Source organism: Sphingomonas abietis (genome assembly GCF_027625475.1).
Classification (GTDB): Bacteria; Pseudomonadota; Alphaproteobacteria; order Sphingomonadales; family Sphingomonadaceae; genus Solisphingomonas; species Solisphingomonas abietis.
This window is the reverse complement of sequence record NZ_CP115174.1, coordinates 1,582,596-1,608,787: the sequence shown is the minus strand read 5'-3', so window position 1 is coordinate 1,608,787 and position 26,192 is coordinate 1,582,596. Positions and strand designations below refer to the sequence as shown.

19 protein-coding genes and 1 tRNA gene are annotated in these 26,192 nt (G+C 66.6%); 8 read left to right on the top strand and 12 right to left on the bottom strand.

From position 1 onward, the window contains the following. Nucleotides 1-95 precede the first annotated feature (95 nt). From PBT88_RS07870 to PBT88_RS07860, 3 genes are all read left to right on the top strand, one after another. The gene (locus PBT88_RS07870; RefSeq protein ID WP_270078644.1) at nt 96-3,230 is read left to right on the top strand and encodes an autotransporter outer membrane beta-barrel domain-containing protein; all 3,135 of its coding nucleotides are present in this window, start codon (nt 96-98) and stop codon (nt 3,228-3,230) included. Between the two features lie 71 nt (nt 3,231-3,301). Then, nucleotides 3,302-3,844 carry a hypothetical protein gene (locus tag PBT88_RS07865; RefSeq protein ID WP_270078643.1) on the top strand — a complete coding sequence of 181 codons (543 nt, stop codon included), beginning with the start codon at nt 3,302-3,304 and terminating at the stop codon, nt 3,842-3,844. Between the two features lie 52 nt (nt 3,845-3,896). Further along, complete coding sequence (locus PBT88_RS07860) at nt 3,897-4,517, top strand: murein L,D-transpeptidase catalytic domain family protein (RefSeq protein WP_270078642.1); 621 nt, start codon at nt 3,897-3,899, stop codon at nt 4,515-4,517. A gap of 102 nt (nt 4,518-4,619) precedes the next feature. On the opposite strand, the gene PBT88_RS07855 is transcribed toward PBT88_RS07860, so the two are convergent. The 5 genes from PBT88_RS07855 to PBT88_RS07835 all read right to left on the bottom strand — a co-directional run bounded on the left by PBT88_RS07855 (nt 4,620) and on the right by PBT88_RS07835 (nt 14,423). Beyond that, nucleotides 4,620-7,022, bottom strand: coding sequence for a glucose/quinate/shikimate family membrane-bound PQQ-dependent dehydrogenase (locus tag PBT88_RS07855; protein ID WP_270078641.1), 2,403 nt, complete (start codon nt 7,020-7,022; stop codon nt 4,620-4,622). A gap of 405 nt (nt 7,023-7,427) precedes the next feature. Further along, nucleotides 7,428-9,632, bottom strand: a complete 2,205-nt coding sequence (paoC, locus tag PBT88_RS07850; protein ID WP_270078640.1) for an aldehyde oxidoreductase molybdenum-binding subunit PaoC — start codon at nt 9,630-9,632, stop codon at nt 7,428-7,430. A 4-nt stretch (nt 9,633-9,636) separates the two neighbouring features. Then, complete coding sequence (locus tag PBT88_RS07845) at nt 9,637-10,587, bottom strand: FAD binding domain-containing protein (RefSeq protein WP_270078639.1); 951 nt, start codon at nt 10,585-10,587, stop codon at nt 9,637-9,639. After that, nucleotides 10,584-11,222, bottom strand: coding sequence for an aldehyde dehydrogenase iron-sulfur subunit PaoA (paoA, locus tag PBT88_RS07840; protein ID WP_270078638.1), 639 nt, complete (start codon nt 11,220-11,222; stop codon nt 10,584-10,586). Before paoA ends, PBT88_RS07845 begins: the two co-directional genes overlap by 4 nt. A 276-nt stretch (nt 11,223-11,498) precedes the next feature. Next, the gene (locus PBT88_RS07835) at nt 11,499-14,423 is read right to left on the bottom strand and encodes a TonB-dependent receptor (RefSeq protein ID WP_270078637.1); all 2,925 of its coding nucleotides are present in this window, start codon (nt 14,421-14,423) and stop codon (nt 11,499-11,501) included. A 230-nt stretch (nt 14,424-14,653) separates the two neighbouring features. Between PBT88_RS07835 and PBT88_RS07830 the strand changes: the two genes are divergently transcribed. After that, nucleotides 14,654-15,417, top strand: a protein-coding gene (locus PBT88_RS07830) for an IS5 family transposase (protein ID WP_407696530.1) whose coding sequence is annotated in 2 segments (ribosomal slippage) — nt 14,654-14,989 and nt 14,992-15,417 — 762 coding nt in all. Because the reading frame shifts where the segments join, the coding sequence is not laid out codon by codon here. A 419-nt stretch (nt 15,418-15,836) separates the two neighbouring features. Here the strand turns inward: PBT88_RS07830 and PBT88_RS07825 are convergent. From PBT88_RS07825 to PBT88_RS07810, 4 genes are all read right to left on the bottom strand, one after another. After that, on the bottom strand, nt 15,837-17,009 hold the full coding sequence (locus PBT88_RS07825) for a copper resistance protein B (RefSeq protein ID WP_407696529.1): 1,173 nt from the start codon (nt 17,007-17,009) through the stop codon (nt 15,837-15,839). After that, nucleotides 17,006-18,823, bottom strand: a complete 1,818-nt coding sequence (locus PBT88_RS07820) for a copper resistance system multicopper oxidase (RefSeq protein WP_270078635.1) — start codon at nt 18,821-18,823, stop codon at nt 17,006-17,008. Before PBT88_RS07820 ends, PBT88_RS07825 begins: the two co-directional genes overlap by 4 nt. Before the next feature lie 33 nt (nt 18,824-18,856). Continuing rightward, nucleotides 18,857-19,033, bottom strand: a complete 177-nt coding sequence (locus PBT88_RS07815) for a hypothetical protein (RefSeq protein WP_270078634.1) — start codon at nt 19,031-19,033, stop codon at nt 18,857-18,859. After that, a tRNA-Arg gene (locus tag PBT88_RS07810) sits at nt 19,026-19,102 on the bottom strand. Before PBT88_RS07810 ends, PBT88_RS07815 begins: the two co-directional genes overlap by 8 nt. Before the next feature lie 80 nt (nt 19,103-19,182). Between PBT88_RS07810 and PBT88_RS07805 the strand changes: the two genes are divergently transcribed. Next, complete coding sequence (locus tag PBT88_RS07805; RefSeq protein WP_270078633.1) at nt 19,183-19,713, top strand: hypothetical protein; 531 nt, start codon at nt 19,183-19,185, stop codon at nt 19,711-19,713. Between the two features lie 30 nt (nt 19,714-19,743). Here PBT88_RS07805 and PBT88_RS07800 read toward each other — a convergent pair whose 3' ends face one another. Beyond that, complete coding sequence (locus PBT88_RS07800; RefSeq protein ID WP_270078632.1) at nt 19,744-20,415, bottom strand: spermine/spermidine synthase domain-containing protein; 672 nt, start codon at nt 20,413-20,415, stop codon at nt 19,744-19,746. Nucleotides 20,416-20,618: 203 nt separating this feature from the next. Here PBT88_RS07800 and PBT88_RS07795 point away from each other — a divergent pair, with 203 nt between their 5' ends. Then, the gene (locus tag PBT88_RS07795) at nt 20,619-20,948 is read left to right on the top strand and encodes a DUF6481 family protein (protein WP_270078631.1); all 330 of its coding nucleotides are present in this window, start codon (nt 20,619-20,621) and stop codon (nt 20,946-20,948) included. A gap of 226 nt (nt 20,949-21,174) precedes the next feature. Here PBT88_RS07795 and PBT88_RS07790 read toward each other — a convergent pair whose 3' ends face one another. Further along, the gene (locus PBT88_RS07790) at nt 21,175-22,068 is read right to left on the bottom strand and encodes a LysR family transcriptional regulator (protein WP_270078630.1); all 894 of its coding nucleotides are present in this window, start codon (nt 22,066-22,068) and stop codon (nt 21,175-21,177) included. A gap of 120 nt (nt 22,069-22,188) precedes the next feature. Between PBT88_RS07790 and PBT88_RS07785 the strand changes: the two genes are divergently transcribed. Next, the gene (locus PBT88_RS07785) at nt 22,189-23,436 is read left to right on the top strand and encodes a flavin monoamine oxidase family protein (RefSeq protein WP_270078629.1); all 1,248 of its coding nucleotides are present in this window, start codon (nt 22,189-22,191) and stop codon (nt 23,434-23,436) included. Nucleotides 23,437-23,455: 19 nt separating this feature from the next. Here the strand turns inward: PBT88_RS07785 and PBT88_RS07780 are convergent, their stop codons facing one another. Next, entirely contained in the window at nt 23,456-24,445 is a 990-nt protein-coding gene (locus tag PBT88_RS07780) for an aldo/keto reductase (RefSeq protein ID WP_270078628.1), read from the bottom strand. Nucleotides 24,446-24,698: 253 nt separating this feature from the next. Between PBT88_RS07780 and PBT88_RS07775 the strand changes: the two genes are divergently transcribed. After that, entirely contained in the window at nt 24,699-26,180 is a 1,482-nt protein-coding gene (locus PBT88_RS07775; protein WP_270078627.1) for a L,D-transpeptidase family protein, read from the top strand. Nucleotides 26,181-26,192: the final 12 nt, after the last annotated feature.

Below are 26,192 nucleotides of genomic sequence, written 5' to 3'. Positions count from 1 at the left end.
GTCGGTCTGAACCAAGGCGCCCGGCGAAGGGCTCCGTCTTCGGTCTGTCGAGGTGACGGCAACGGCTGCACCTCCTGTGAGACAGAAGGGGTTCCATGCGTCACCTGTTCGCCACCACCTGCCTGACGCCGATCGCGTTCGGGCTGATCGCTGCCCCCGCGCTGGCCGCGACCGCGACCATCGGCGCGGCGCAGACGACGCCCGTCCTCACCTCGACGGCGAACGCGGGCAGCGCTGCCGATGTCAGCATCACCAGCGCCGGATCGATCGCGCCGACCGTGGCCGGCGCCGCCGTCACCCTCGACAGCAACAACAGCGTCACCAATGCCGGCGCGATCAGCTATAGCGGCGTGAGCGGCACCAGCGGCATCCTCGCCAATGCCGGCGTGACCGGCACGATCACCAACAGCGGCACCATCACCGACAACGAGACCTATGTCCGCACCGACACCAATGGCGATGGCGTGCTCGACGGGGCCTATGCGCAGGGATCGGATCGCTACGGCATCCGCACCCCCGGCGGGTTGGCCGGCAATGTCGTGAACAGCGGCACGATCACCGTGGAGGGCAATGATTCCGCCGGCATCGCGCTCGGCGGCACGCTCACCGGATCGTTGCAGCAGAGCGGCACGATCACCGTCACCGGCGATCGCAGCGTCGGCATCAGCACCGGCGCGATCACCGGCGACGCCAGCATCGGCGGCACGATCTCCGCCAGCGGCACCAACGCCTCGGGCGTGCTCCTCAACGGCGATGTCGGCGGGGCATTGGTGGTCCAGGCCACCATCACATCGACCGGCTATAGCGCGACCACGGCACCGACCGATCTCACCAAACTGACCGCCGCCAACCTGTTGCAAGGCGGCCCGACGATGCAGATCAGCGGCAATGTCGCCGGCGGAGCGCTGTTCACCGCCGCGACGTCGACCACCGATTCGAGCGGCACCACGACCGCCACCACCGCCTCCGCGCTGACCTCCTATGGCAGCGCCCCGGCGCTGCTCGTCGGCGCGACCGATCATGCGATCACGCTCGGCGCGGTGGCGTCGGACACCGCCAAGCACGGCCTCGTTCTCAACGGCACGATTGCGGGCCTCGGCGTCTATGATGGCTTTGCCGCCAACGGCCTGGTCATCGGCGGACAAGGTGGCGCGGTGACGATCGCCAACGGGATGACCCAGGCCGGAACGGTATCGGCCACCTCCAACGATGCGAGCGCGACCGCGATCCGCATCGGCAGCGGTGCCAGCGTGCCGGAGATCGTCAACAGCGGCACGATCTCGGCCACCGGCGCCACCAAGGCGACCGACGCCAGCGTCGGCATCCAGATCGATGCCGGATCGAGCATCGCCACGATCACCAACTCGGGATCGATCACCACCACCGCAGGCACCGCGGCGAGCGACACCGCGATCCTCGACAAATCGGGCAACGTCACCATCGTCACCAACAGCGGCACGATCTCGGCGACCGGATCGACCGCCACCAACGTCGCCATCGATCTCTCGGCGGCGACCGCCAATACCACCGTATCGCAGCCTGCCGCCGCCTCGGGCGGAACCACGCCGGCGATCACCGGCGACATCAGGTTCGGCAGCGGCAATGACAATCTGGTGATCGCGGGCGGCACCGTAACCGGCAATGTCAGCTTCGGCGCGGGCAGCAACAGCATGGCCCTGTCCGGCACCTCGACCTACACCGGCACCACCGATTTCGGCGGCGGCACCGACAGCCTCAGCCTTTCGGGCACGGCCAGCTTCAGCGGCGCCATCGTCAATGGCGGCGGCCTCGCCGTCAAACTCGCCGGCGGCACGCTGGCGCTGAGCGGCACCGGCGCGACCACGATCGGATCGCTGGCGGTCAGCGGCGGCGGCACGCTGGGCGTCACTATCGACGGCACCACCGGCGCCTCGACCCTCTATCAGGTCAGCGGCGCGGCCAGCTTCGACACGGGATCGAAGCTGGCGCTGCACTTCTCCGATCTCAACTACACCGCCGGCACCTACACGGTGATCACGGCCGGCTCCCTGTCTGGCGTGGGCAATCTCTCGACCACCGGCGTCGCCCTGCCCTGGCTGTTCGAGAGTCAGGTCGCTACCAACGCCGCCGGCAATGGCGTCAACGTCATCGTCACCCGCAAGACGGCGGCCGAACTCGGCCTCAATCGATCGGAGAGCAGCGCTTATAACGCGATCTACGCGGCGATTGCGGGCGACAAGCCGATCGGCGACAGCTTCCTCAACTTCTCGGACAGCGCCAGCTTCAAGGCCGGCCTGCGCTCGCTGATGCCCGATTTCGCCGGCGCCAGCTTCGACACCGTGACCTCCGGCTCGCGCGCCACCGCGCGTTTCCTCGCCGATCCCGATGCGCCGCTGGTCGATGAGGGCAAATGGGGCTTCTGGCTGCAACAGGTCGGCTGGGGCCACACCAAGTCGATCGGCGACACCGCGGGCTACCGCATCACCGGCTGGGGCGCATCCGGCGGCGCCGAGATCAAGGCCGGCGGCTTCGGCCGCTTCGGCCTGTCGCTCGCCTATCTGTCCGGCACCAACGACGACGCCGGCAGCGACAATGACGTCGATTCGAGCCATTATGAACTCGGCGTCTACTGGCGTGCCGATTGGGGCGGCCTCCACGCCTTCGCCCGCGGATCGGCGGCGACGATCGACTTCAAGAGCCATCGCCGGTTCGAGGGTATGGACGGCACCACCCAGGTGCTGCGCACCGCCGAGGGCGATTGGAACGGCAAGCTCTATTCGGGCGCGGCGGGCCTTTCCTACCGGCTCGAACTCGGCAAATTCTCGCTGCGTCCGCAGGCGTCGCTCGATTATTACAAGCTGCACGAGGGCCATTATGCCGAGGCCGGTGGCGGCACCGGCATGGACCTGATCGTCAACGCCCGCGACAGCGACCAGTCCGCCGCCAATGGCGCGATCGCGCTCGGCTATAATTTCTTCGACTCGACCGCCGACGATGGCGGCTTCCTGCGCACCGAGATCGAGGGCGGGCGACGCCAGCTGATCGGCGGCAAGCTGGGCGACACCACCGCCCACTTCGCCGGCGGCGACGACTTCACCCTCACCCCCGACGATCCCACCAGCGGCTGGACCGGCGCGTTCCGCATCAAGGGCGGCGCCACCGGCTATGTGATCAGCGGCGAACTCGATGGCGAAAAGCAGGACAGCCACGTCGCCGTGGCGCTGAGGGCCGGCCTCCAGGTCGGCTTCTGATCCCGATCGCCCCATGGCTCGTTTCGCCTCCCCGTCTCGGCTATGCCGGCGGGATTGCGCCGGAGCGAGCCATGGACGACGATCAGCCTGACGACACCCCCCGGCCGCTGCCGAGGCGCAAGCCTGCCCCGGTGATCTCGCTGGTCGCGGTGCGGGCCGAGCAGGCGCAGCGGATCGAACGGCCGCCGCGCCACCGGCTCGGGTGGGCGATGGCGATAGCGGTCGTCCTGCTCGCAGGCCTCGTCGCCGGCCATAGGCTGACCCCGACGACGATCGGCGACAGCGACGATGCGCTGATCCTGTCTCCCGCCATCGCCCGGGCGCTGGATAGCCGGCTGTCCGGTCAACCCGGCTCGATCGGCGTGGCGCTGAGCTTTCGCGATCGTGGCGGCAGCGTCTGCCGCAGCTTCGTCGCCCAGCATCTCGGCGGCGTCGCCTGCCGCAGCCACGGCCTCTGGCTGCTGCGCTACGCGGCACCGGTCGATCCGCAACATGATGATTTCAGTCTGGCCGGCGGCGATCCGGCGAGCGCGCAGGCCATCGCGGCAATGATGGCTGGCCATCCGCTCGATCGGGCCGCGGAGCAAATGGCCATCGCCAGGGGCTGGCGCTAGGCGGCACGCCCTCCCCGCTGACGCCGGCATGACGGCATGATAGGCTCGCGGCATGGCAGAATGTTTCCTCACCCGCCGGGGCCTGATGGCGATGCTGGCGACGATCGGCCTGCCGGCGAAGGCCCCGGCGGCACCGCAGAACGGCCTCGCTGCGGCGGCCCACGGCGTCGATCCTGTCCTCGTCGCCCGCGCGCTCGATGCCCTGGCGCGGCACAATGCGGCGATCTGGTCGCGCGATGTCATCGCGATCGCCGATTTCGGCCGGCCGTCGGCGATGCCGCGCCTGCACCTGATCGATATCCTCACCGGCACCACGACCAGCCTACGCGTCGCCCATGGCAAGGGGTCGGACCCCGATCATAGCGGGATGCTGCACAGCTTTTCGGATGTCGAGGGTTCGGCGGCGACGTCGGAGGGCGCCTATCTGACCGCCGAACTCTACACCGGCGTCCATGGCCTCTCGCGCCGACTGATCGGGCTCGATCCGAGCGACGCCCACGCCGAGGAGCGCGCGATCGTGATCCATTCCGCCTGGTATGCCGGCGAAGACGTCGCGATCCGGCAGGGCAAGCTCGGGCGGAGCGACGGCTGTTTCGCAGTGTCGCCCGCCGATATCGCGCTGGTGCTGTCGATGCTGGGACAGGGACGATTGCTCTACGCCGGCCGTGCCTGACGCGTCGTCGCCGCTATCTTATGCCGGGTTCGCCCGGCCTTATTCCCGGAAGAAAAGGCCGTCGCCGGAGATGCCGTAGCATCCCCGGCGACGGGTCTTGGGTCAGGGCAGTGTGTAGGCGATCACATAATCGCCGAGCTTGGTGCCGAACGAGCCATGCCCGCCGGCCGCCGTCACGACATATTGCTTGCCGTTATGGGCGTAGGTCATCGGCGTCGACTGGCCGCCCGCCGGCAGGCGCGCCTGCCACAGCATCTTGCCGGTCGTCACGTCGAACGCACGGATATAGTCGTCCATCGTGGCGGTGAGGAAGGTGACGCCACCCGCCGTCGCCATCGTGCCGCCGAGCATCGGCATGCCGAGCTTGAAGGGCAGCGGCACCACCGAGTCACGCGTCGTGCCGACCTTGTGCTTCCAGACGATCTTGTTGGTGTTGAGATCGACACCCGACATGTAGCCCCACGGCGGCGCCATGCAGGGGAAGCCGAGCGGCGACAGGAAGGGGTGGAGGTCGACGCCGAACGGCAGGCCGTACATCGGCTGGACGCCGATCTCGCTGCCGGCCGGATGGGCGCCGTTGGGAGCCGCCGGATTGTTCGGGCCGCGCGGGATCAGCTTGGACACGAACGGGAACACGATCGGGTTGGCGATCGCGATCTGGCGCCGCGGATCGACGGCGATGCCGCCCCATTCGAACATGCCGACGTCACCCGGGAACACCAAAGTGCCCTGCGTGCTCGGCGGCGTGAACGGCCCCTCATAGCGCATCTGCTTGAACATGATGCGGCAGGCGAGCTGATCGAACATGGTGGCGCCCCACATGTTCGCGTCGGTCAGCTTATCCTTGGGCTGGAAGGTCAGCTTCGAGAAAGGCTGGGTCGGCGACAGGCGATCGCCCGGCGCGGGGCCCTGCGGGACCGGCTTTTCGGGCGCATCGACGATCAGCTTGCCGGTGCGGCGATCGAGCACGAAGATGTTGCCGTCCTTGGCCGGCGCGTAGATCGCCGGGATCACGCCCTTGGGCGTGTGCAGATCGAGCAGGCTCGGCTGCGAGGGCAGATCCATGTCCCACAGATCATGGTGGACCGTCTGGTAGGACCAGACCCGCTTGCCGGTGTTGACGTCGAGCGCGACCAGCGAGCTGATGTAGCGCTCCATCGTCGGCGTGCGGTTGCCGCCCCAGATGTCGGTCGCGGCGCCGCCCATCGGCAGATAGACGAGGCCGAGCTTCTCATCGACCGCCGAGATCGACCAGCTGTTGGGCGAGCTGGCGGTATAGTGATGCGTCGCCGACGGCAGCGCATTCTCGTCGAGCGCACCCGAATCCCACGCCCAGACCAGCTTGCCGGTATAGACGTCGAAGCCGCGGATCACGCCCGACGGCTCGTTGGTCGAGTAGTTGTCGATCACGGCACCGGCCATGATCACCATCTGCTTGGTGACCACCGGGGGCGAGGTGCCCTCGTAGAAGCCCTTGTGCTTGACGGTCATGCCGTCCTTCAGGTCGATCACGCCATTCTGGCCGAAGCCGGCGCAGACCTTGCCGGTGGCGGCGTCGAGCGCGAACATCCGGCCGTCATTGGTCGGCAGGAAGATGCGCGCCTGGCATTCGAGCGGCGCCGGCGCACCGTCCGAGGTCTTCGCGCCCGCCGGAGTGGCGTGATAGGACACACCGCGGCAGGTCAGGTGCTGGAAGGTGGGATCGCTGTCGACCTTGGGATCGAACATCCACTTCTGCTTGCCGGTGGCGGCATCGAGCGCGAACACCTTCTGGTGCGGCGAGCAGAGATAGACGGTGTCACCGACCTTGAGCGGCGTCACCTCGTCGGTGGTCTCGTGCGAGTCGTTGGGGCCCTTCATGTCGCCGGTGCGGAAGGTCCAGGCGACCTTGAGCTTGTTGACATTCTCGGGCGTGATCTGGGTCAGCGGCGAGAAATGGTCGCCAGCGCCAGTGCGGCCATAAGCGCGCCAATCCTCGTCGGGTACGGTGGTCGTGTCCGTATCCGGGAACGTGCCGACGATCTTGGTGGGCAGCGAGCCCGAGATGTCGTCATTGGTCGTCGCCAGCGCGATGCCGACCACGACCAGCGACGCCACGATCGCACCGGCCAGCGGCGCGCGCAGCGGGCGGCGCGCGACCGGGAACGAGCGAACCACCCACGGTGCCAGCAGCCACAGGCCGAACGGCACGAGAATGTCGCCGCGCGGCGCCAGCGGCCAGAAATTGAAGCCGACCTCGCACAGCGCCCAGATCATCGTCGCGACGAGGATCAGCGCGTAAAGCGGATAGGCGAAGCGGTGGCCGCGCCACAGCAGCACCGCATTCACGACAAGCGCGATGCCGGTGATGAGATAATAAGGCGAACCGCCGAGCATCGTGAGCCACGCGCCGGCAAAACCGGTGACGAGCCCCAGAAGAAGACAGATCAGGGCAGTGATGCGCGCCCAGGCGCCGGCGCCTGCCGCCCCCTGATCGTGCGATGATGGAGAATGATGAGCGGGCATAGGCGATCCCTTTGGGCAACCCTTACGAGGTGAGTTGCGAGGTCGATGTGCCGCCGGATAATGAACTTATGCCAGCGACAGGCAAGTTGGCATAACCGAGACGCAGCGATGCCTTGACGCGGTGAGCCGAAGCTCTGCGGGAACCGCCCTAGCCCAGAAAAGTTTCGCGAAGAAACTAAAAAAACAACGCTGTCATAACCGAGTTCTCGAACCGGGACGCCCGCCGCCATCCATCCCGCCAAGCATGGACGGTCATTGCCCTCGCGGCTCCGTGCCGATCCGGCGTGTCGCCGGGCATGGCAATGGCCTGCCAGAATGGCCGAAAAGCCCGTCAAATGCGCGATGGACTATCGGACATATCGGGGCCGGCAGCACCTGGGCCGCCCATGAGAGCGGCCCGGATCGTCACACCATCTCCGGCATCCGGTCGATCAGCTTGTCGAGCGTCACCGGATAGTCGCGGACCCGCACGCCTGTGGCATTATGAACCGCATTGGCGATGGCCGCCCCGACTCCGCACAGGCCGAGTTCGCCGATGCCCTTGGCCTTCATCGGCGAGACCAATGGATCGGTCTCCTCCAGAAAGATTACCTCCTGGTGCGGGATATCGGCATGGACCGGCACCTCATAGCCGGCGAGATCGTGGTTCACGAAGAAACCGAAGCGCTTGTCGACCGCCAGCTCTTCCATCAGCGCCGCGCCGACCCCCATCGTCATCGCGCCGATCACCTGGCTGCGCGCGGTCACCGGATTGAGGATCCGCCCGGCCGCACAGACGGCGAGCATCCGGCGCACACGGATCTCGCCGGTCGCCGCATGGACCGCCACTTCGATGAAGTGCGAACCGAATGTCGCCAGCTGATAGCGCTTGGCGAGATCGCCATAGTCCATGCTGTCCTCGCCGACGATCTCGCCACCCTGCGCCGCCTGGGCGAGCGCCGCCGTGCGATGGCCGGAGCGGACCTGCCCGTCCGCGAACACCGCGTCGGCCGGATCGAGGCCGAGCCGCTGCGCCACCGCATCGCGGAGCTTCACGCAGGCCGCATAGACGCCCGCCGTCGAACTGCTCGCGCCGAACTGGCCGCCCGAACCCGACGAGAGCGGCGACGCGGAATCGCCCAGCCGCACGATCACCCGATCGAGCGGCACGCCCATCATCTCGGCCGCGGTCTGGCCGATGATGGTGTAGCTGCCGGTGCCGATGTCGGTCATGTCGGTTTCGACTGTCACCATGCCCGCCGCATCGAGGCGGACGCGCGCGCCCGATTTCATGTTCACATGGCCCCGGAAGGCGGCGGCCATGCCGTGGCCGATCAGCCATGCCCCCTGCCGCATCTGCCCGGGCCGGGTGTTGCGCCGGGCCCAGCCGAAGCGATCGGCGCCGATCCGCAGGCACTCGACCAGCTGCCGTTTCGAGAAGGGGCGGTCGGGATGTTCGGGATCGACCTTGGTATCGTTGAGGATGCGGAATTCGACAGGGTCCATGCCGAGCTTCTCGGCCATCTCGTCCATCGCGATCTCGAGCGCCATCAGGCCGGGCGCCTCGCCCGGCGCGCGCATCGAATTGCCCTCCGGCAGATCGAGCACCGCCAGGCGGGTGGCCGTCATCCGGTTCGCGCCGGCATAAAGCAGCCGGGTCTGGCCGACGGCCGCCTCCTGCTTGCCGCCCGGCTGATCGCCGGACCAGCTTTCATGGCCGATCGCGGTGATCCTGCCATCGCGGCCGGCGCCCAGCCGGAGCCGCTGGATGGTGGCGGGGCGATGGGTGGTGTTGTTGATCATCAGCGGCCGGGTGAGCGCGAGCTTGACCGGACGACCGGCCGCCCGCGCGCCGAGCGCCGCCATGATCGCGTCGGATCGCAGGAACAGCTTCCCGCCGAAGCCACCGCCGACATAAGGCGACATCAGATGGATGTTTTCGGGCGGCATCCCCAGCGTCGCGGCGATATCGGCATGCGCCCAGCCGACCATCTGGGTGGAGGACCAGAGCGTCAGCCGGTCGCCATCCCATTGCGCGATCGAGGAATGGGGCTCCATCATCGCATGGCTCTGATCGGGCGTCGTATAGGTCGCATCGAGCTGGACCGGCGCCGCAGCGAAGGCCGCACCGAAATCGCCGACCGCGGTATCGGGGATGCCGCGCGGGCCGTCATCGGCCGGCTTGGTCGCACCAGCCTTGCCGGCGGCAAGATCGAAACGGCCCGGATCCCGCACGCTATGGACACGGAGCCATTGCGCCGCCGACCGCGCCTCCTCGAAGCTCTCGGCGACGACGATCGCCACCGCCTGATGATAATGATCGATCGCCGGCCCGCCGAGCAGCGGCGCGACATTATGCTTGCCCTTGCCCAGCTTGCCGGCGTTCTGCGCGGTCACGATCGCGAGCACGCCCGGCGCACGTTCGGCGTCGCCGGTGTCGATCGCGGTGATCCGGCCCTTGGCGATCGGCGCACCGACCACGAAGCCATAGGCATGATCGGGCACGGCATGTTCATAGGCATAGGGCGCCTGCCCCGTCGTCTTGAACTTGCCGTCGATACGGGAGGTAGGCTTGCCGACGACCTGCAGCCGGTCGATCGGATTGGTGGTTGCGGGGGTCTCGAATTTCATCTCTTCAGCCCTTCGCTTGCATGATGACGGCGCCGAGCGTGCGTTCCACCAAGGTGAGCTTGAACGCATTGTCGGGCTGCGGACGCGCGCCATCGAGCAGCCCTGCGGCCACCGCCTTGGCACCGCGCGGCATGTCCGCCTCGGCGGTTTCCACCCGCCACGGCCTGGGCGCGATACCGCCGACCGCGACGCGACCGCTGCCGTCAGGCTGGATGACCGCGCCGATCGACACCAGCGCGAAGGCATAAGAGGAGCGATCACGGACCTTGTGATAGATGTGCGCCCCGCCGATCGGCCGTGGCAGGGTGACGGCGGTGACGAGTTCGCCAGGCGCCAGCGCCGTTTCCAGATGCGGCGTGGTGCCGGGCAGCCGGTAGAAATCGGCGATCGGAATGGTGCGCGCCCGCCCGTCGGCCGCGATCGTCTCGACCGTCGCATCCAGCGCCCGCATCGCGATCGCCATGTCGCTCGGATGGGTCGCGATGCACGCCTCGCTGACGCCGACGACGCCGAGCTGGCGGCTTGCCCCGCCGATCGCGGCGCATCCCGATCCCGGCTTGCGCTTGTTGCAGACCTGGTTGGTATCGTAGAAATAGGGGCAGCGGGTGCGCTGGAGCAGATTGCCCGCCGTCGTCGCCTTGTTGCGGAGCTGGCCCGATGCGCCGGCCACCAGCGCGCGGCTGATCAGCCCATAATCGCGCCGCACCCGCATATCGGCCGCAAGATCGGTGTTGCGGACCAGCGCGCCGATGCGCAGCCCGCCCTCCCGGGTCGGCGCGATCGTGTCGAACCCCAGGCCGTTCACGTCGATCAGATGGCTCGGCGCCTCGATCTGGAGCTTCATCAGATCGAGCAGGTTGGTGCCGCCGGCGATGAACTTGGCGCCCCGCACGCGCCCCGCCTTCGCCACCGCATCCGATGCGGACGAAGCGCGCCCATAGGTGAAGGGCTTCATGCCTCGCTCCCCGCCATCTCGGTGATCGCCTCGAGGATGTTCGAATAGGCCCCGCATCGGCAGATATTGCCGCTCATCCGCTCGCGGATCTCCATTTCCGTGGCGTGCGGCGGATCCAGCAGGCTTTCGCTGACATGGCTCGGGATGCCGCGCTTGATCTCGTCGAGCACCGACACCGCCGAACAGATCTGCCCCGGCGTGCAATAGCCGCACTGATAGCCGTCATGCCGGATGAAGGCCGCCTGCATCGGGTGGAGATGATCGAGCGTGCCCAAACCTTCGATCGTCGTAATCCGGGCGCCGGGATGCATCACCGCCAGCGTCAGGCAGGAATTGATCCGCCGGCCATCGACGATCACCGTGCAGGCGCCGCACTGGCCATGATCGCAGCCTTTCTTGGTGCCGGTGAATGCCAGATGCTCGCGCAGCGCATCGAGCAGCGTCGTGCGGGTATCGAGCGTCAGGTCGTGCGTGGTGCCGTTGACCTCGAAGGCGATGGGCATGGTCGTCGCCGACGCGTCCGCTGTCTTACTGGCCGCGGCCGGGGCGACCTGCGCCCCGCCAACCGCGACCGTGGCCGCGCTGCCCGCCAACATGGCGCGGCGCGACAATTCCCAACCTTCAATATCGTGCATGCTGCTTCGTCCTTCGCTCCGCACCCCGCGCGCCATGCACGTCTCGGATACCGGAATTGTGCGACAGCCTCTCGCCTCTGACGCGCCCGAAACCGGCGTCAGGGCGCCGGCCACGGAGGGTATAAAGCGCGAAGGCCGGAATGGTTACAAGAAACCTTGCCGCGCCGCAGCGCGAAAGTCGCGACGCGGCGCGAAAAAAGGAAAAGGGGATCGGCCTGATGGCCAACCCCCTTCCCGCGCATTACCGCCCCGGACAGAGCCGGGACCATTGCCAGATCAGAAGCGGAAGCGCGCGCCGGCCTGGACGGTCCGAGCCTGCACCCGCACGCCGACCGGCAAGCCGGCCACCGCGCCATAATATTGGTTCTGGTAGCTCCGCAGCAGGTTCGTGCCTTCGAGCGTGAAGGTGAGGAACTTGAACGGCGTATAGTTGATGGACGCATCGAGACGCGACGTCGCCTTGGTGTAGATCTGATAGACCGGGCTGTAGGAGTTGATGTCGTTCTTGTACTTGGAACGGTAATTCCAGGCCACGCGAGCACCGAACACCGGTGTGTCGTAGAAGAGTGCCGCGTTATAGGTGATCTTCGACGTATAGGGCGCATAGCGAAGGCCCGGAACATCCTGTGTCGTTCCGATGAGGCCATATTCACCGAGATCGAGCGACGCCGTAGGAATGTAGGTCAGGTTCGCGTTGACACCGAAGTTATGCCAGATCCCCGGCAAGAAATCGAAGAAGGATTGGCCCGCAAATTCAAAGCCCTGAATCTTGCCCGGCCCAGCATTGCGCGGCTTGCCGATATAATGATCGACATCGCCATCAGGCAAACCGGGAACCTTCCCGATCTCTTCCGTATAATAGATGAACCCCTTCTGGGTTTTCAGGAACGCCCCTGCGGACAACTGACCAGCCCGGCCGAAATAATATTCGAGAGAAGCATCGTAGCTCCGCTCCTTGATAGGCTTGAGATCGGGGTTTCCGGAATAGACGTAGGAGTACTCCGTCCTGATGGTGTCAGCATTATATTGAACCTGCGGACTCAGACTTCCGAAATCTGGACGCTGCACATTCCAGGTATATGCCAGGCGCAACTGAACATTCTTGGTGAAATGAACGATCGCATTGAGGTTCGGAAGAAAATCCACATAATTCGCGCGCGCCGAGGAAGGCGTATATGTCGTGCTATATACCCCGGTCTTCGCGTTAGTGCCTCCGACGGCCACCGCCCCCATACTGCTTCCCCAGGTATTGGTGACGCGGGCTCCGATTACACCATCGATGGGAAAGATCGCCTTGAAGCCATAATTGAACTGGGCATAGGCCGCCCAGGTATATTCATGCTCTTTGGAGTCATTATAGCTATCGGCATCCGGCAAATCGGTCGCGTAGGTGCCACCGTCATACATGGTGGGATTGAGCGCCGAAAGATAGGCACGGGTCTGCGCCCAATTGCTGAGCAATTGCTCGGAGTCCAGATGATACCAGGTCGGCGTGCTCACGCCAGGAATATCCGGAGTCGTCGTCTCCAACGCGGTTCCCGGAACGGAACTTATTCCCGGGCGGCTGGCGAGGACATCGAAGCCACCATCCCGATAACCCGTATAGGAACTTGTCTTGGAATCGGTTGCCCGCGCGCCGAACTGCAACGAACGGAAGAAACCGGTATCGCTTGTATCGACGGTGAAATCGAGATGGGCATTCAAGGAATTGCTGGAACTCTTGGTGTATTCGTCATGAATCTGCCGGATCACATAATCCGACGGATCGGAGTAATCGACGCCATTGAATTGAACGAACGGACCACCGCCAGGAACGAGGCTCGAATCGAAATCCACGTTGGCACTGGTGTTTCCTGCAAAAGCGCCCATCACATTGAGGAAACGATTATGCGCCTTAGTCCACGTATATTGGACGCCGGCATCGATTTTGACGCGATCACTATGCCAATGCGCTTCGAAGTTTGTGTTGAAAGCATTGGATACGATATGGTTATAAGATGATTCCGGCCCACCGGCGAAGCCATTGGGATTGGTCATCGTCAATGACTTGATCGTTCCCTCGGGGTTTAGAACGAGGTTCGAATAAGTGGAGTTGCCATCGTTGGTGATGAGACGAAGCGTATTGGAATTGGCGTCTTCCCGCGATCCCAACCACGACCCCTCAAGGACAAACTCCAGCTTGTCGGAAGGCTTCCACTGGTAGGAGGCGTTCAGCGAAGGCCGTGTGACTTCGCCACTATCGACACCATAGGTGACACGATAGGGAATGGCCAGAGAATCACGCAAATTGGCGGGAAGCGAGAGATAACTTGGCGTACCCGACGGTGCCAATTGCGGCGATTCGTCGAAAACATAGTCTTCTTCGTATTTGTTCTTCTCATACGATGCGTTGACGAGAAAACCCATCTCGCCGATGCCGGTATCGGCATGATAGGCCACGAGCATGCTGCCATAGGGGCTGAACGTGTTGCCGATATCGCTATGCACATCGCGGAAGCTGCCCGCGACGGTCCAGCCCTTCTTGAGATCGAGCGGACGGCGGAGTTCCACGTTCACGGTGCCGGCGATGCCGCCCTCGACCTGATCGGCGGTGCGGGTCTTGTAGACGTCCACCGATTTCAGCAGTTCGGCGGGAATGTCCGCGAGGGTCATCGAACGGCTCGGCCCGATGCTGGCCTCGACGCCGGTGCCGGAACGCGAAACGCCGCCGACATCGTTGTTGTTGATCGTCGTCTGGATGTCCGACAGGCCGCGGATGGTGACATTCTGGCCTTCGCCATGAACACGATCGATCGCCACGCCGGTCACGCGCGCCAGGGCCTCGGGCACATTGTTGTCGGGAAGCTTGCCGGCGTCCTCGGCGGTCACCGAATCCACGATCTGCTTGGCCTTGCGCTTCTTGTTTCGCGAGGATTCGAGACTCCCCTTCAGGCCGACGACGACGATGTCATTGCCTTCGGCGCCGGCGGTTTCGCCTTTCTTGTGCGCGATCTTGTCTTCCTTGGCACGTCGACGCGCGGCGGCGCGTTCGAGCCGCTTCTTGGCACGAGCCGAGATAGGCGCAGGTTGGGTCGCGTCTTGACTGGCCTGCACGCCGGCCGGAGCCGCGCTGTCCTGTGCCATTACTGCCGGAGACGACGCCGCGATCAGGATCGCCGCGACCCCGCTCGTGAGACGCAAACTGGTCTTCATATCGATCATGTGCCCACCCTTGTTATAAAGTGTCCTGAAGGGCCGACTTATTGTCCGATCCCATCAGCTACTATATATCGTATACACATTAGATTACCCTGACAAGTTGCTGAATCGTTGCCGGCAAATCCCCGAAAGACCGGCAATGAAGACGCCTAATCAAAGCCTTAGGTGGTGTGGACTCTAAGGATTCCCATTTGCGTTGAAGCATGATTCAAGGCTGCTTTTAGGAGGCGGCATTGGGTGTGATGGATCGGCTGGTGTTGAGCGACAGCGCCTGGGAGCGGATGGCTCCGCTGATCATCGGGCGGCCTGATCAGAAGGGGTCGACCGGTCGCGACAACCGGATGTTCGTCGAGGCGGTGTTGTGGATTGTGCGGACGGGGTCGCCCTGGCGCGATCTCCCCGAGGTGTTCGGCGACTGGAACAGCGCGTTTCGCCGCTTCAGCCGGTGGAGTGCGAAGGGTGTATGGTGGCGGATCTTCGAGGCCATGTCGGATGACCCGGACTTCGAATATCTGATCATCGACAGCACCGTCGTTCGCGCCCATCAGCACGCTGCCGGGGCGAAAAAAGGGGGTCTGAAGATCAGGCCATTGGCCGTTCACGCGGCGGCCTGAGCACCAAGATCCACATGGCCGTCCGGGGACTTGGCTGTCCCGTGCGGTTCACGCTGACCGCAGGACAAAAGGGAGATGCGCCGCAAGCGGCCGGCCTCGTCGACGGACTGCCAGCCAAAATCGTCATGGCCGACACCGCCTACGACAGCGACGCCCTACGCCAGACCATCGCCGACAAGGGCGCTACGGCCGTCATCCCGAACAACCCCTCCCGCACGTTCAAGCATCCGCTCGACAAACATCTCTACGCTCAACGCCATCTCGTCGAATGCTGCTTTTCCAAGCTCAAGCAGTTCAGGCGCGTCGCCACCCGCTTTGAGAAAACGGCCCGAAACTACCGCGCCGTCATCACACTCGCTGCCATCGCCCTGTGGCTGCGGTAAGTGTCCACACCACCTAGCGCGGACGCCTCGCCGCTCTTCGATCGGCCTAAATCGAAGATTTCCCAGCCATGCGGCCGGTCTGGAGTGCGTGCGATGGGGCGGGAATCACGTCGGGCGGACATTATCCGAGCGCGGCGTGGCGACCGCCGACTTGACCGACCAGCACAACGCCTCCGGCAGCAAGAAACGGAGGAAGATCCTGCTGAAAAAAGCCCGGCACGCTTCATGCGTCACCTATGCCGGTGGACCGCAAGCATGGCCGTCGACCGGGCGATCGCGACGAATATGGATCGACCATGGCAAGGCGGATGCCCCGGCCGACGATGACGGAGCGGGAGCGGGAGACGCTTCTCGCCGACGCCGCCGGGGGTATTGCGGATACGCGCCCGAACGGCCGGTATGTCTTGAACCCGGCGCGCTTAGAACCAGGTGCGCGCGCCGAGCACCAGGCTGGTGGATTGGGTGCCCTCTCCATCGCGGCGGGCGAAGCGCGCGGTGCGGCCGACCTTCGCATCGTAGGAGACGCCGATATAGGGCGCGAACGGGCGGCTGATCTCGTAGCGCAGCCGGAGACCCAATTCGGCCCTGCTCAGCCCGGCGCCGATCCGATCCTCCGGCATATCCTGCACCGCGAAATTGAGTTCGACACGCGGCTGGAGGATGAGGCGCTGGGTGAGGCGTTGGTCAAGCCAGCCCTCGGCGCGCGCCAGCACATCACCTTCGGTGGACAGAAACAGCGCCGCCTCGGTCTCGAACATGTAGGGCGCCAGCCCCTCGACCCCGATCGTGGCGTAGGTCCGGGTCGGCGAAGGCTGGAAATCATGGCGGACGCCGGCCTGAAGATCGAAATAGGGGCCGATCGCGCGGCTGTAGAGCGCCTGCACCTCGGCTTCGTCGACGCCCCGGTGCAGCGTGCCCTCGCCTTCGGACTTCACCACGATCCGATCGATATCGCCGCCGAACCAGCCCTCGCCGTCCCAGCGATAGCCATTCCGGCCGTCATGGATCTGCCATTCGGCGAGATTGAGCATCAGCTGGTGGAGCGACTGCCCGCCTTCCTCCCGCATCATCCGCTTGCGTGCGGCGTCCATCGCCGCGACGGGGAACAGACGGTCGGCATAATGATCCTGTGGCGGCGTCGGCGCCGCACCCTGCCCGGCCGGCAGGTCTGAGCCGGACGGCTGTGCCGTCGCCATTCCGCCCATACCATCCATACCATCCATACCATCCATACCGGCCATGCCAGCCATCGGCATGGCCGTGCTCCCCGCTTCGGCCCCGGTTTCAGGCATGGCCATATCGGCCATGTCGTGAGCCGGCATGGCCGGCATATCAGGCATCGCCATGTCCGGCGGCGATGGCCGCGGGCCTGCCGCTTGCCGGGGCGCCTTGCCGATGGCCGGCTTGCTGACGATGCGCTTCCTGGCTTTGGGCTTTCGGGCGTCCGGTACCTTGACCGGCGTCGACTTGGGCATGGCCATACCCGGCATCGACATGCCCGGCATCGACATACCTGGCATCATCTGCGCGGCGGCCGGACGGGGCGCCAGCGCCAGCAGCGCGGCCGTGGTGGCGAGCAGGGCGCGGTTCACGCCGACACGCCTTGCGGGCTGCGGACGCTGACGATCCGCATCATCCCCGCCGCCATATGATAGAGCAGGTGGCAATGAAACGCCCAGTCGCCGGGCGCGTCGGCGGTCAGATCGAAGCGGACCCTGCCACCCGGCGCGACCAAAACGCTGTGCTTGCGCGGGGCGTGATCGCCGTGGCCCGTCACCAGTTCGAAGAAATGGCCGTGGAGATGGATCGGATGCGCCATCATCGTATCGTTGATCAGGGTGACGCGCACCCGCTCGCCTTCGGTGAACGGAATCGGCTCCATCCTGTCCGACATCGCCTCGCCGTCGAACGACCACATGAATCGCTCCATATTGCCGGTGAGATGGACGTCGATCGACCGCGAGGGCGCGCGCAGATCCGGGTTGCGCTCCAGCGCCACCAGATCGGTATAGACCAGCACGCGATGCCCGACATGCTCCAGCCCCTGCCCCGGCATTCCGGTACGATCCCTGGGCATCGGCGCGATCGTCGCGACACCGGGGCTTTTCCGGATATCCGGCGCATGGCCGAAATCGCGCATGGACATGGCGCCCATCGCCATGCCCGACGAAACGCGATGTCCGCCATGGTCGCCATGGTCGGTGCCGGTGGCCATGCCACCCCCGGCCATATCCGCCATGCCGGCCATGGCATCCTTGCCGCCACCGCCGTCCGGCATGGCCATGCCCATGTCGGCCATCGTCGCCAGCGGGCGCGGTCTGAGCGGGGGGATCGGCGCGACCATTCCCGCCCGTGGCGCCAGCGTCGCCCGCGCCAGGCCCGAGCGATCGACGCTCTCGCCGACCAATGTGTAGGCCCGATCCTCGGTCGGGGTGACGACGACGTCATAGGTTTCGGCGACGCCGATCTGCACTTCGTCGGTCTCGACGGGCCGCACATTCTGGCCGTCGGCCTGCACCACCATCATCGCGAGGCCGGGGATGCGGACGTTGAAGGTCGTCATCGACGAGCCGTTGACGATGCGCAGCCGGACCCGCTCGCCGGGCCGGAACAGGGCGGTCCAATTGTCCAGCGGGCCATAACCGTTGACCGTATAGGTGTAGACCGCGCCGGTCGCGTCCGCCACGTCGGTCGGGTCCATCCGCATCCCGCCCCATTTCAGGCGCTCGGCCAGCGATTGATCGTGGCCCGCAAGCAACCCGCCCAGCGTCTGCTTCTGGAAATTCAGTCCGCCGGGATCGCGCTTCATCCGCCGAAAAAGCGTGTCCGGCGAGATCGCGCTCTGGTCGGACAGGAAGATCACATGCTCCCGATCGAAGCCGACCGGATCGGTGCCGGCCGGATCGATGACGATCGGGCCGTGCAGCCCCAGCTGCTCCTGAAAACCGCTATGGCTGTGATACCAATAGGTGCCGGCCTGCCGGATCGGGAACTCGTAGAGGAAGCTGGAATGCGGCGCGATGCCGGGGAAGGACACCCCCGGCACGCCATCATATTGCGAGGGCAGCAGCAGGCCGTGCCAGTGGATCGAGCTCCAGCTGTCGAGCGCATTCTCGACATGGAGGCGAAGCGGCTGCCCCTCCCGCAACCGAATCAGCGGCCCCGGCACCGTGCCGTTGATGCCGATCGCATGGGCGCTCCTGCCATCGACGCGAACGCTCTGCCGCGCGATGCGGAGGCGGATATCCTCCCCCGTCACCACCGGCAGGGCCGGCGCCGAGCCCGGCGATGCGGAACCCTCCGACACAGGCTGCGCCCAGGCGGGCATCCATGCGGCGAATGCCGCAGCGCCGGCGCCGAGCGTGGCGCCTCGCAACCATTGGCGGCGATCAAGCGGCTGATTCATCGCGGCCCTCTTGCATCATTATCCGGGGCCTCGTCAGCAGCCTTGCAACACGGAATCTGCGGTATCGGCGGATTCCTGCTCGCGTGCCGCGATCGCAGACCAGAACCAGGGCTGGGCAAGACTCTCGCCGAAGCGGCCAAAGTGGCGCGGAAACGCCTGGAAATCAAAAACCCCGCCAGGCTGGAAAGCCTGGCGGGGTTTGTGGTGCACCCAGAGCGATTCGAACGCCCGACCCTCAGATTCGTAGTCTGATGCTCTATCCAGCTGAGCTATGGGTGCGTTGTGGAGGCGCTGTTAGAAGGCATTTCTCGGGAGCGCAACCCATTGCAGCGACAAAAACACACTTCTAGATCGAGACCATGGCCAAACGACTTATCCCGCGTTCGCGCGCCGCCGCCCTGACCGCCCCGCTTCTCGTGGTCGCGATGGGCATCGGAGGCTGCACCAGGCCGCTCGATGGCTATCCGTCGCTGGCGCCGCGCCCGATCGAGACATTGTCGCTGAACGAGCCCGAACATGCGCCGCCGCCGCCGGAAACCGCCGATCCGGCCGCGGTCGCCCGCTATGCGCCCTTTGTCGAGCGCGCCCGCGCCGCCGATGCGAGCTTCCGCAAGGTGCTGGCCGAGGAGCGCGCCTCTCTGGTGCGCGGCCGCGGCGCCGCGACCGGCAGCGATGCGTGGACGGCCGCCCAGGTCTCGCTCTCGCGCGTGGAGACGGCGCGCGGCACGACGGGCAAGGCGCTGGCCGATCTCGATGCCGCGCGCGACGGCGATCCGACCCGCACCAACACCGGCGCCGCGCTGGCCTCTCAGCAGGCCTTCGAGCAGGTCCAGACAATCGCCGACGAGGAACAGGCCGCCGTCGCGGCAGCGTGGCCCGGCCAACGCTGAACTCGCCTGCAACGGGCGGGATTTAGCGGTTTAGCGGTTTACGGCGAACCAGATGACATGGCGCGGCCCCTTGCCGTTGCTGCGCGCCCGCACCGCGACCTCCTCCACCGCGAAGCCCGCGCTGGCCAGTCGCCGGGCGAACACGTCGTCCGATCCGGCCGACCATACCGCCAGCACCCCGCCCGGCTTGAGCGCCGCCTTGGCCAGCGCCAGCCCCCGCATGGTATAGAGCCGGTCATTGGCATCGCGGACCAGCCCGTCCGGGCCATTGTCGACATCGAGCAGGATCGCGTCATATTCGCCGGCGCCGGCCGCGATCACCGCCGCCACGTCCTGCTGGAGCAGGGTGACGCGCGGGTCGTCCAGGCAGCCGGCGGCCAGGTCCGCCATCGGCCCGCGCGCCCATTCGACGATCTCCGGCACCAGTTCGGCCACCGTCACGCGCGCGTCGGCGCCGAGCAGCCCGAGCGCCGCGCGCAGGGTGAAGCCCATGCCATAGCCGCCGATCAGCAGATGCGGCGCGCGCAGATCGCGCAGCCGCTCGCAGCTCATCGTCGCCAGCGCCTCTTCCGAACCGCTCATCCGGCTGCTCATCAGCTCGTTGCGATCGAGCACGATCATGAAGTCCTCACCGCGCCGGAACAGCCGCAGTTCGGCGCCGCCGGGCACCTGGGCACTCCCGATCAATTCCCGTGGTGTCATGCCGCCTCCTGCGTCTTGTCGGCGCGCCTACAGCCTTGGCGCCGGAATTGCGAGCGGATCGGCGCCGCGCCACCTTCGATCCGCCGGAGAAACGCCCGGCCTCGCCATCTTTTTTGGAGAATCGGGCGGAATGCCCTATCGGCTGCCCGTTGGCGTGCTTATTGGCGCGCTCGCAATCACAGCCACAGGAATCCCCCGTCTCTATGCCGTCGTTCAAGCAACCGACTTTCCAGGAGCGCGCCGCGCTCGCCAACAAGGCCAAGCAGGCTGCGATCGAGAAGCTGCGCGCCAAGCCGCCGGTCGACGAAGCCGTGCTCGCAGAACGCACCGCCGCCCGCCTCGCCCGCGAAGAGGCCGCCGCCAAGCTGCGCGAAGAGAAGATCGCCGCACGCGAGGCCGAGAAGGCCGAACGCAAGCGCCGCGCCGAGGAAAAGGCTGCCGCCGCCCAGAAGCCGGTGCTGACCGAGGCCGAGAAGAAGGCTGCCCGCGATGCCCGTTACGCCGCCCGCAAGAGCCGCGTCGGCAAGCGCTGAGCGCCCAGGCCTGACGACATCGGGCCTGACGACAGAAGTCCACCGAACGCAGATGGCCGGCCGCCCGCTTCCGCGCGGGTAGACGCTGCAATCCGGGTTCGGGACGTGGCCTGCGCGATGCCTGCGCGCCGATGCTCCGCCGCCTTGATGGCCCGGTCCCGCTGCCCCGGGCCGATCAGGCTGCGGTGGGAAGGGCCCGGACGAGGCGAACCTGGACTGGCGGCCGTCAGGGTCGATAGCGCAGCGCCTCCATCACCACGGTGAAGGCGGCGGAATGCTCGCGCCGGCTCGGATAATAGAGATGGTAGCCCGCGAAAGACGGGCACCATTCCGCCATCACCCGGATCAGCCGGCCGTCGGCGATGTCGGCCGTCACCTGATCCTCCATCACGAAACCGAGGCCGAACCCGGCCCGCGCCGCCTCGATGATCATATCCGTGTTGTTGAAGGCCAGCTGCCCTTCGACGCGAACGCGAATGTCGCGCCCGTCCCGCTCCAACTCCCAGGCATAGAGGCCGCCGCCGCTGGCCATGCGCAGGTTGATGCACTGATGGTCGGCGAGATCCTGCGGGCAGGTCGGCGCCGGCCGCCTGGCGAGATAGTCGGGCGACCCGACGATCGCCATGGTGAGATCGGGGCCGATCGGCGTCGCGATCATATCCCGCGCCAGCGCCTCCCCGAGGCGGACGCCGGCATCGAAGCGCTCCGCCACGATATCGGTGAAGCCGGCATGGACGCCAAGCTCGACATGGATATCGGGATAGTCCGGCAGCAGCCGATGCAGCGCGGGCCACAGGATCGTCCGGGCGGCGTGGGCGGAGGTCGTGATCCGGATCGTGCCCGCCGGCTTGTCCCGCAGCGCGCTGAGCGCGGAGAGCTCCTCGCCGATGCTGGCCAGCGCCGGCCCCAGCGTACCGAGCAGGCGCTCGCCGGCATCGGTCGGCGCGAGGCTCCGCGTCGTCCGGGTCAGCAGGCGGACGCCGAGCCTCGTCTCCAGCCGGCGGATCGTGTGGCTGAGCGCGGATTGCGAGGTGCCCAGCCGGGCGGCGGCGCGGGTGAAGCTCTTCTCCTCCGCCACGGTGAGGAAGGCGTTGAGATCAACCAGTTCCTCGCGCCGCATTGATGAACTCCGGATATGATGCGGTGCGATCTATCACCTCTCGCGGTCGCAAAGGAAGCAGCCTAACCCGTCCTCCGGCGTTCGACACCAGCGAGATGGCACGGAGGCGGAGGAAGCGCGTTGGCGAAACGATATGACGTCGTGGTGATCGGTGCCGGTGCCGCCGGCACGGGCGCCGCCCGGCGGCTGGTCGAGGCCGGCCTGTCGGTGGTGGTGATCGAGGCCCTGCCCCGCGCCGGCGGGCGCGCCTGGACCCGCGCGGCGGCCGGGATGACGCTCGATCTCGGCTGCGGCTGGCTGCATTCGGCCGATCGCAATCCGTGGACATCGCTCGCGATCGCGCACGGCTTCGCGGTCGATCGCCGCGAAGCGGCGTGGGGCCGGCAATATCACGATCTCGGTTTCCCCGCCGACCAGCGCGCCGACGCACGCGATACCTTCGCGCGCTGGGCAGAGCGCATCGCCACCACCCCGCCGGCCAGCGACCGCGCCGCCGATGCGATCGAAGCAGGCAGCCGCTGGACGCCGTATCTGCAGGCGATGAGCGGCTTCATCAGCGGCGACGGGCTGGAGCGCATCTCGGCGACGGACTATGCCGCTTATGACGCGGCCTCGACCGACGAGAACTGGCGGGTGCCGGCCGGCTACGGCAATTTGGTGACGGCGAGCCTGCCCGGAACGGCGGCGGTGCATCTGGCGACCCCGGTGACGGCGATATCGCTCGACGGGCCGGGCGTAACCCTCGCTTTGCCCTCGGGAACCGTGCAGGCGCGGGCCGCGATCGTCACCATCTCGACCGCAGCCCTGTCGGGAGATGCGATCCGCTGGCCCTCCGCTCTCGATCCCTGGCGCGAGGCGGCGCGGCTCCTGCCGCTCGGCGACAATGAGAAGATCTTCCTCGAAATCATCGACGGGGACGGCCCGTTCGCGCCGGAAAGCCATCTGCTCGGCGATCCCCACGACGCCACCACCGGCAGTTATTATGTCCGGCCCTTCGGTTGGCCGGTGATCGAATGCTTCCTCGGCGGCGACGGCGCCCGCCGAGCCGGGGTCGAGGGTCGGGATGCCGCCTCCGCCCGGGCGATCGAGCAGCTCGTCGGGCTGTTCGGCGCGGCCGCCCGACGCCATCTCCGCCCGCTGATCGCCTCCGACTGGGCGGCCACCCCGTCGATCGGCGGTGCCTACAGCCACGCCCTCCCCGGTCACGCCGTCGCGCGGCATACGCTCGCCCGCCCGTTCGAGGATCGCCTGTTCTTCGCAGGCGAAGCCACCCACGCGACCGATTTCTCGACCGCGCACGGCGCCTATGCCAGCGGCGCGCGTGCCGCTGGCGAGGTGATCGAGGCCTTGCGCCCCGGCGGCTCCTGATCGCCCGCGCCGGGCCGGATCAGCGGCCGGTGGTCGCCATCAGATGCGCCGGATAGCGTTCGCCCTCGATCGCGATGGCGTCGAGCGCCTGCTGGATCTCGTCAAGATCGTCCGCCCCCAGCACGAGATCGGCGGCCGCGATATTCTCCTCGAAGCGGCCGAGCTTGGTGGTGCCGGGGATGGGCACGATCCACGGCGCCTGGGCGAGCAGCCAGGCGAGCGCGATCTGCGCCGGGGTGGCGGCCTTGCGCTCCGCCAGGCTCTTGAGCAGATCGATCAGCGCCTGGTTCTTTTCCATCGCCTCCGGCGTGAAGCGTGGCAGCAGGGCGCGGAAATCGCCCTCGCCGAGCTTGGTGCCGCCGGACATCGCGCCGGTGAGGAAGCCCTTGCCGAGCGGGCTGTAGGCGACCAGGCCGATCCCCAGATCCTCGCAGGCATCGAGGATGCCGTTGGTCTCAGGCCCGCGCGTCCATAGCGAATATTCGTTCTGGAGCGCCGTGACCGGCTGCACCGCATGGGCCCGGCGCACCGTCGCGGCGCCCGGTTCGGAGAGGCCGAAATGCTTGACCTTGCCCTCGGCGATCAGATCCTTGACCGTGCCGGCGACGTCCTCGATCGGCACCGCCGGATCGACGCGGTGCTGGTAGAACAGATCGATCTGCTCGATGCCCAGGCGCTGGAGCGAGGCGTCGGCAACCTTGCGGATCTGCTCCGGCCGGCTGTTCATGCCCGCCATCTTGCCGTCCTCGATGTTGAAGCCGAACTTGGTGGCGATCACCACCCGATCGCGCACCGGCTTCAGCGCCTCGCCGACGATCTTTTCATTGGTGTAGGGGCCATAGACCTCGGCGGTATCGAAGAAGGTCTCGCCGCGATCGACCGCTTGGCGGATCAGCGCGATGCTCTCCGCATCACTCAGCGCATGGCCATAGCTGAAATTGAGCCCCATGCAGCCGAAGCCGATCGCCGAGACTTCGAGACCGCTTTTGCCGAGTTCGCGCTTCTGCATATCTTCCTCCGGCCCATCGACGGGCATTCATTCGTGACCGCCGGGGAGATAGGCATGGCCGCCCGGCGCGATTAGCCCATGTTGACGGCATATTCCCATATCCACCGTTCATGAATGAGCATGCCGCGATGTCGGCCGGCGCCGGCCGCCTATCTCTTCCGGACAAAGGGATAGTGGTTGCCTGATCCCGCCCGGTGGGCGATTTAGTGGAAGGGCGCTCAAGCACGAACGCCCTGTCGATTGGGAATTGCCCGTGAAGCCAGTATCGCGTCGTGCCGTGTCGGCAGCGCTTCTTTCTCCCGCCTTGCTGGCCGCCGCGCCGCAGCCCATTCCCACCCTCGCCCCACCACCGCCCGTCGCCGCGCCGGTGACGGCGGTGACGCCCCCGGCGGCAATCGCCATACCGCGCCTGAGCGCCGCGCAGCTGGATCAGCTGCGCACCATGCTCGACGACGCTGCCGCCAACGGGATCGCGGCGGACGGCCAGACCAGCGCAGCGCCGGCAAGTGCCGACCAGGATGCGATCGTGCGCGCCGCGCTGGATTATGCGTCCGCGCTCCATCATGGCCGCCTCGCCGATGCCGATTTCATCGGCAATTGGGGGCTGAAGCCTGCCGCCTACGATCCGCGCGCCAGCTTCATCGCCGCCGTGCAGGCCGATACTCTGGCCGCGTGGATCGCCTCCTTGCCGCCGCCCTGGTCGGGTTACGACACGCTGCGGAAGGCGCTCACCAGCTATCGTTCGATCGAGCAGAGCGGTGGCTGGCCGACCGTTCCGAATGCGACCGGGCTCGTGCCCGGCGCCACCGGCGATGCCGTCGCGCTGCTGCGCCGTCGCCTCGCGATCGAGGATAGCGCGCTTCCCAAGGGGCCGGCCCGCTATGACGACGACCTGAGCGCCGCGGTCCAGCGCGCCCAGCGCCGCTACGGGCTGGAGCCGACCGGCACGATCGGCGCCGCCACCCTGGCCGCGCTCAACGTCAGCGCCCATGATCGCGTCCGCCAGATCGAGGCCAATATGGAGCGCTGGCGCTGGCTGCCGGCGGAGCTGCCCCAGCATCGCGTGCAGGTGAACATCGCCGCGGCGGTGCTGACCATGTTCGATGCCGACAAGCCGGTGATGTCGATGCGGGCTGTGACCGGCCGCCCCGGCGACGAGACGCCGATGCTCTCCTCGATGATCCACAGCATCGTGCTGAATCCGCCGTGGAACGTGCCGACCTCGATCGCCACCAAGGAATTATGGCCCAAGGAGCGCGCGCATCCGGGCTATCTCAAGGCGCACGGCTTCCGCGTCATCGGCACCGGCAGCGGCGCACGGCTCCAGCAGCAGGCCGGATCGAAGAGCGCGCTCGGCCGGGTGAAGTTCGATTTCGAGAATAGTTATGGCGTCTATCTCCACGACACCCCCTCGCAGAGCACCTTCGGGCGCTACAGCCGGCTGGCCAGCCATGGCTGCGTGCGGCTGGCGCATCCGGTCGAGCTCGCCAAGGCGATGCTCGATACCACGCCGGACTGGGGGCCGGACGCGGTGGACGCGGCGCTCGCCAAGGGCGACACGGTGCGCGCCCGGCTCGACATGCCGGTCGCGGTCTATCTGCTTTACTGGACAGCTTATGCCAATGCCGACGGCAAGGTGACCTTCCTCGCCGATCCCTATGGCTGGGACGGACAACTCGCCGATCGGCTGGCGACCAGCGCCAACCGCGCCAAGACCATGACCGCCGCCCAATGAGAAACGGGACCA

Coding starts and splice junctions, on each gene's coding strand:
- PBT88_RS07860 (WP_270078642.1), top strand. CDS start 3,897: ATGGCAGAATGTTTCCTCACCCGCCGGGGCCTGATGGCGATGCTGGCG.
- PBT88_RS07855 (WP_270078641.1), bottom strand. CDS start 7,022: ATGCCCGCTCATCATTCTCCATCATCGCACGATCAGGGGGCGGCAGGC.
- PBT88_RS07790 (WP_270078630.1), bottom strand. CDS start 22,068: ATGCGGCGCGAGGAACTGGTTGATCTCAACGCCTTCCTCACCGTGGCG.
- paoC (WP_270078640.1), bottom strand. CDS start 9,632: ATGAAATTCGAGACCCCCGCAACCACCAATCCGATCGACCGGCTGCAG.
- PBT88_RS07800 (WP_270078632.1), bottom strand. CDS start 20,415: ATGACACCACGGGAATTGATCGGGAGTGCCCAGGTGCCCGGCGGCGCC.
- PBT88_RS07870 (WP_270078644.1), top strand. CDS start 96: ATGCGTCACCTGTTCGCCACCACCTGCCTGACGCCGATCGCGTTCGGG.
- PBT88_RS07795 (WP_270078631.1), top strand. CDS start 20,619: ATGCCGTCGTTCAAGCAACCGACTTTCCAGGAGCGCGCCGCGCTCGCC.
- PBT88_RS07845 (WP_270078639.1), bottom strand. CDS start 10,587: ATGAAGCCCTTCACCTATGGGCGCGCTTCGTCCGCATCGGATGCGGTG.
- PBT88_RS07780 (WP_270078628.1), bottom strand. CDS start 24,445: ATGCAGAAGCGCGAACTCGGCAAAAGCGGTCTCGAAGTCTCGGCGATC.
- PBT88_RS07805 (WP_270078633.1), top strand. CDS start 19,183: ATGGCCAAACGACTTATCCCGCGTTCGCGCGCCGCCGCCCTGACCGCC.
- PBT88_RS07820 (WP_270078635.1), bottom strand. CDS start 18,823: ATGAATCAGCCGCTTGATCGCCGCCAATGGTTGCGAGGCGCCACGCTC.
- PBT88_RS07865 (WP_270078643.1), top strand. CDS start 3,302: ATGGACGACGATCAGCCTGACGACACCCCCCGGCCGCTGCCGAGGCGC.
- PBT88_RS07835 (WP_270078637.1), bottom strand. CDS start 14,423: ATGATCGATATGAAGACCAGTTTGCGTCTCACGAGCGGGGTCGCGGCG.
- paoA (WP_270078638.1), bottom strand. CDS start 11,222: ATGCACGATATTGAAGGTTGGGAATTGTCGCGCCGCGCCATGTTGGCG.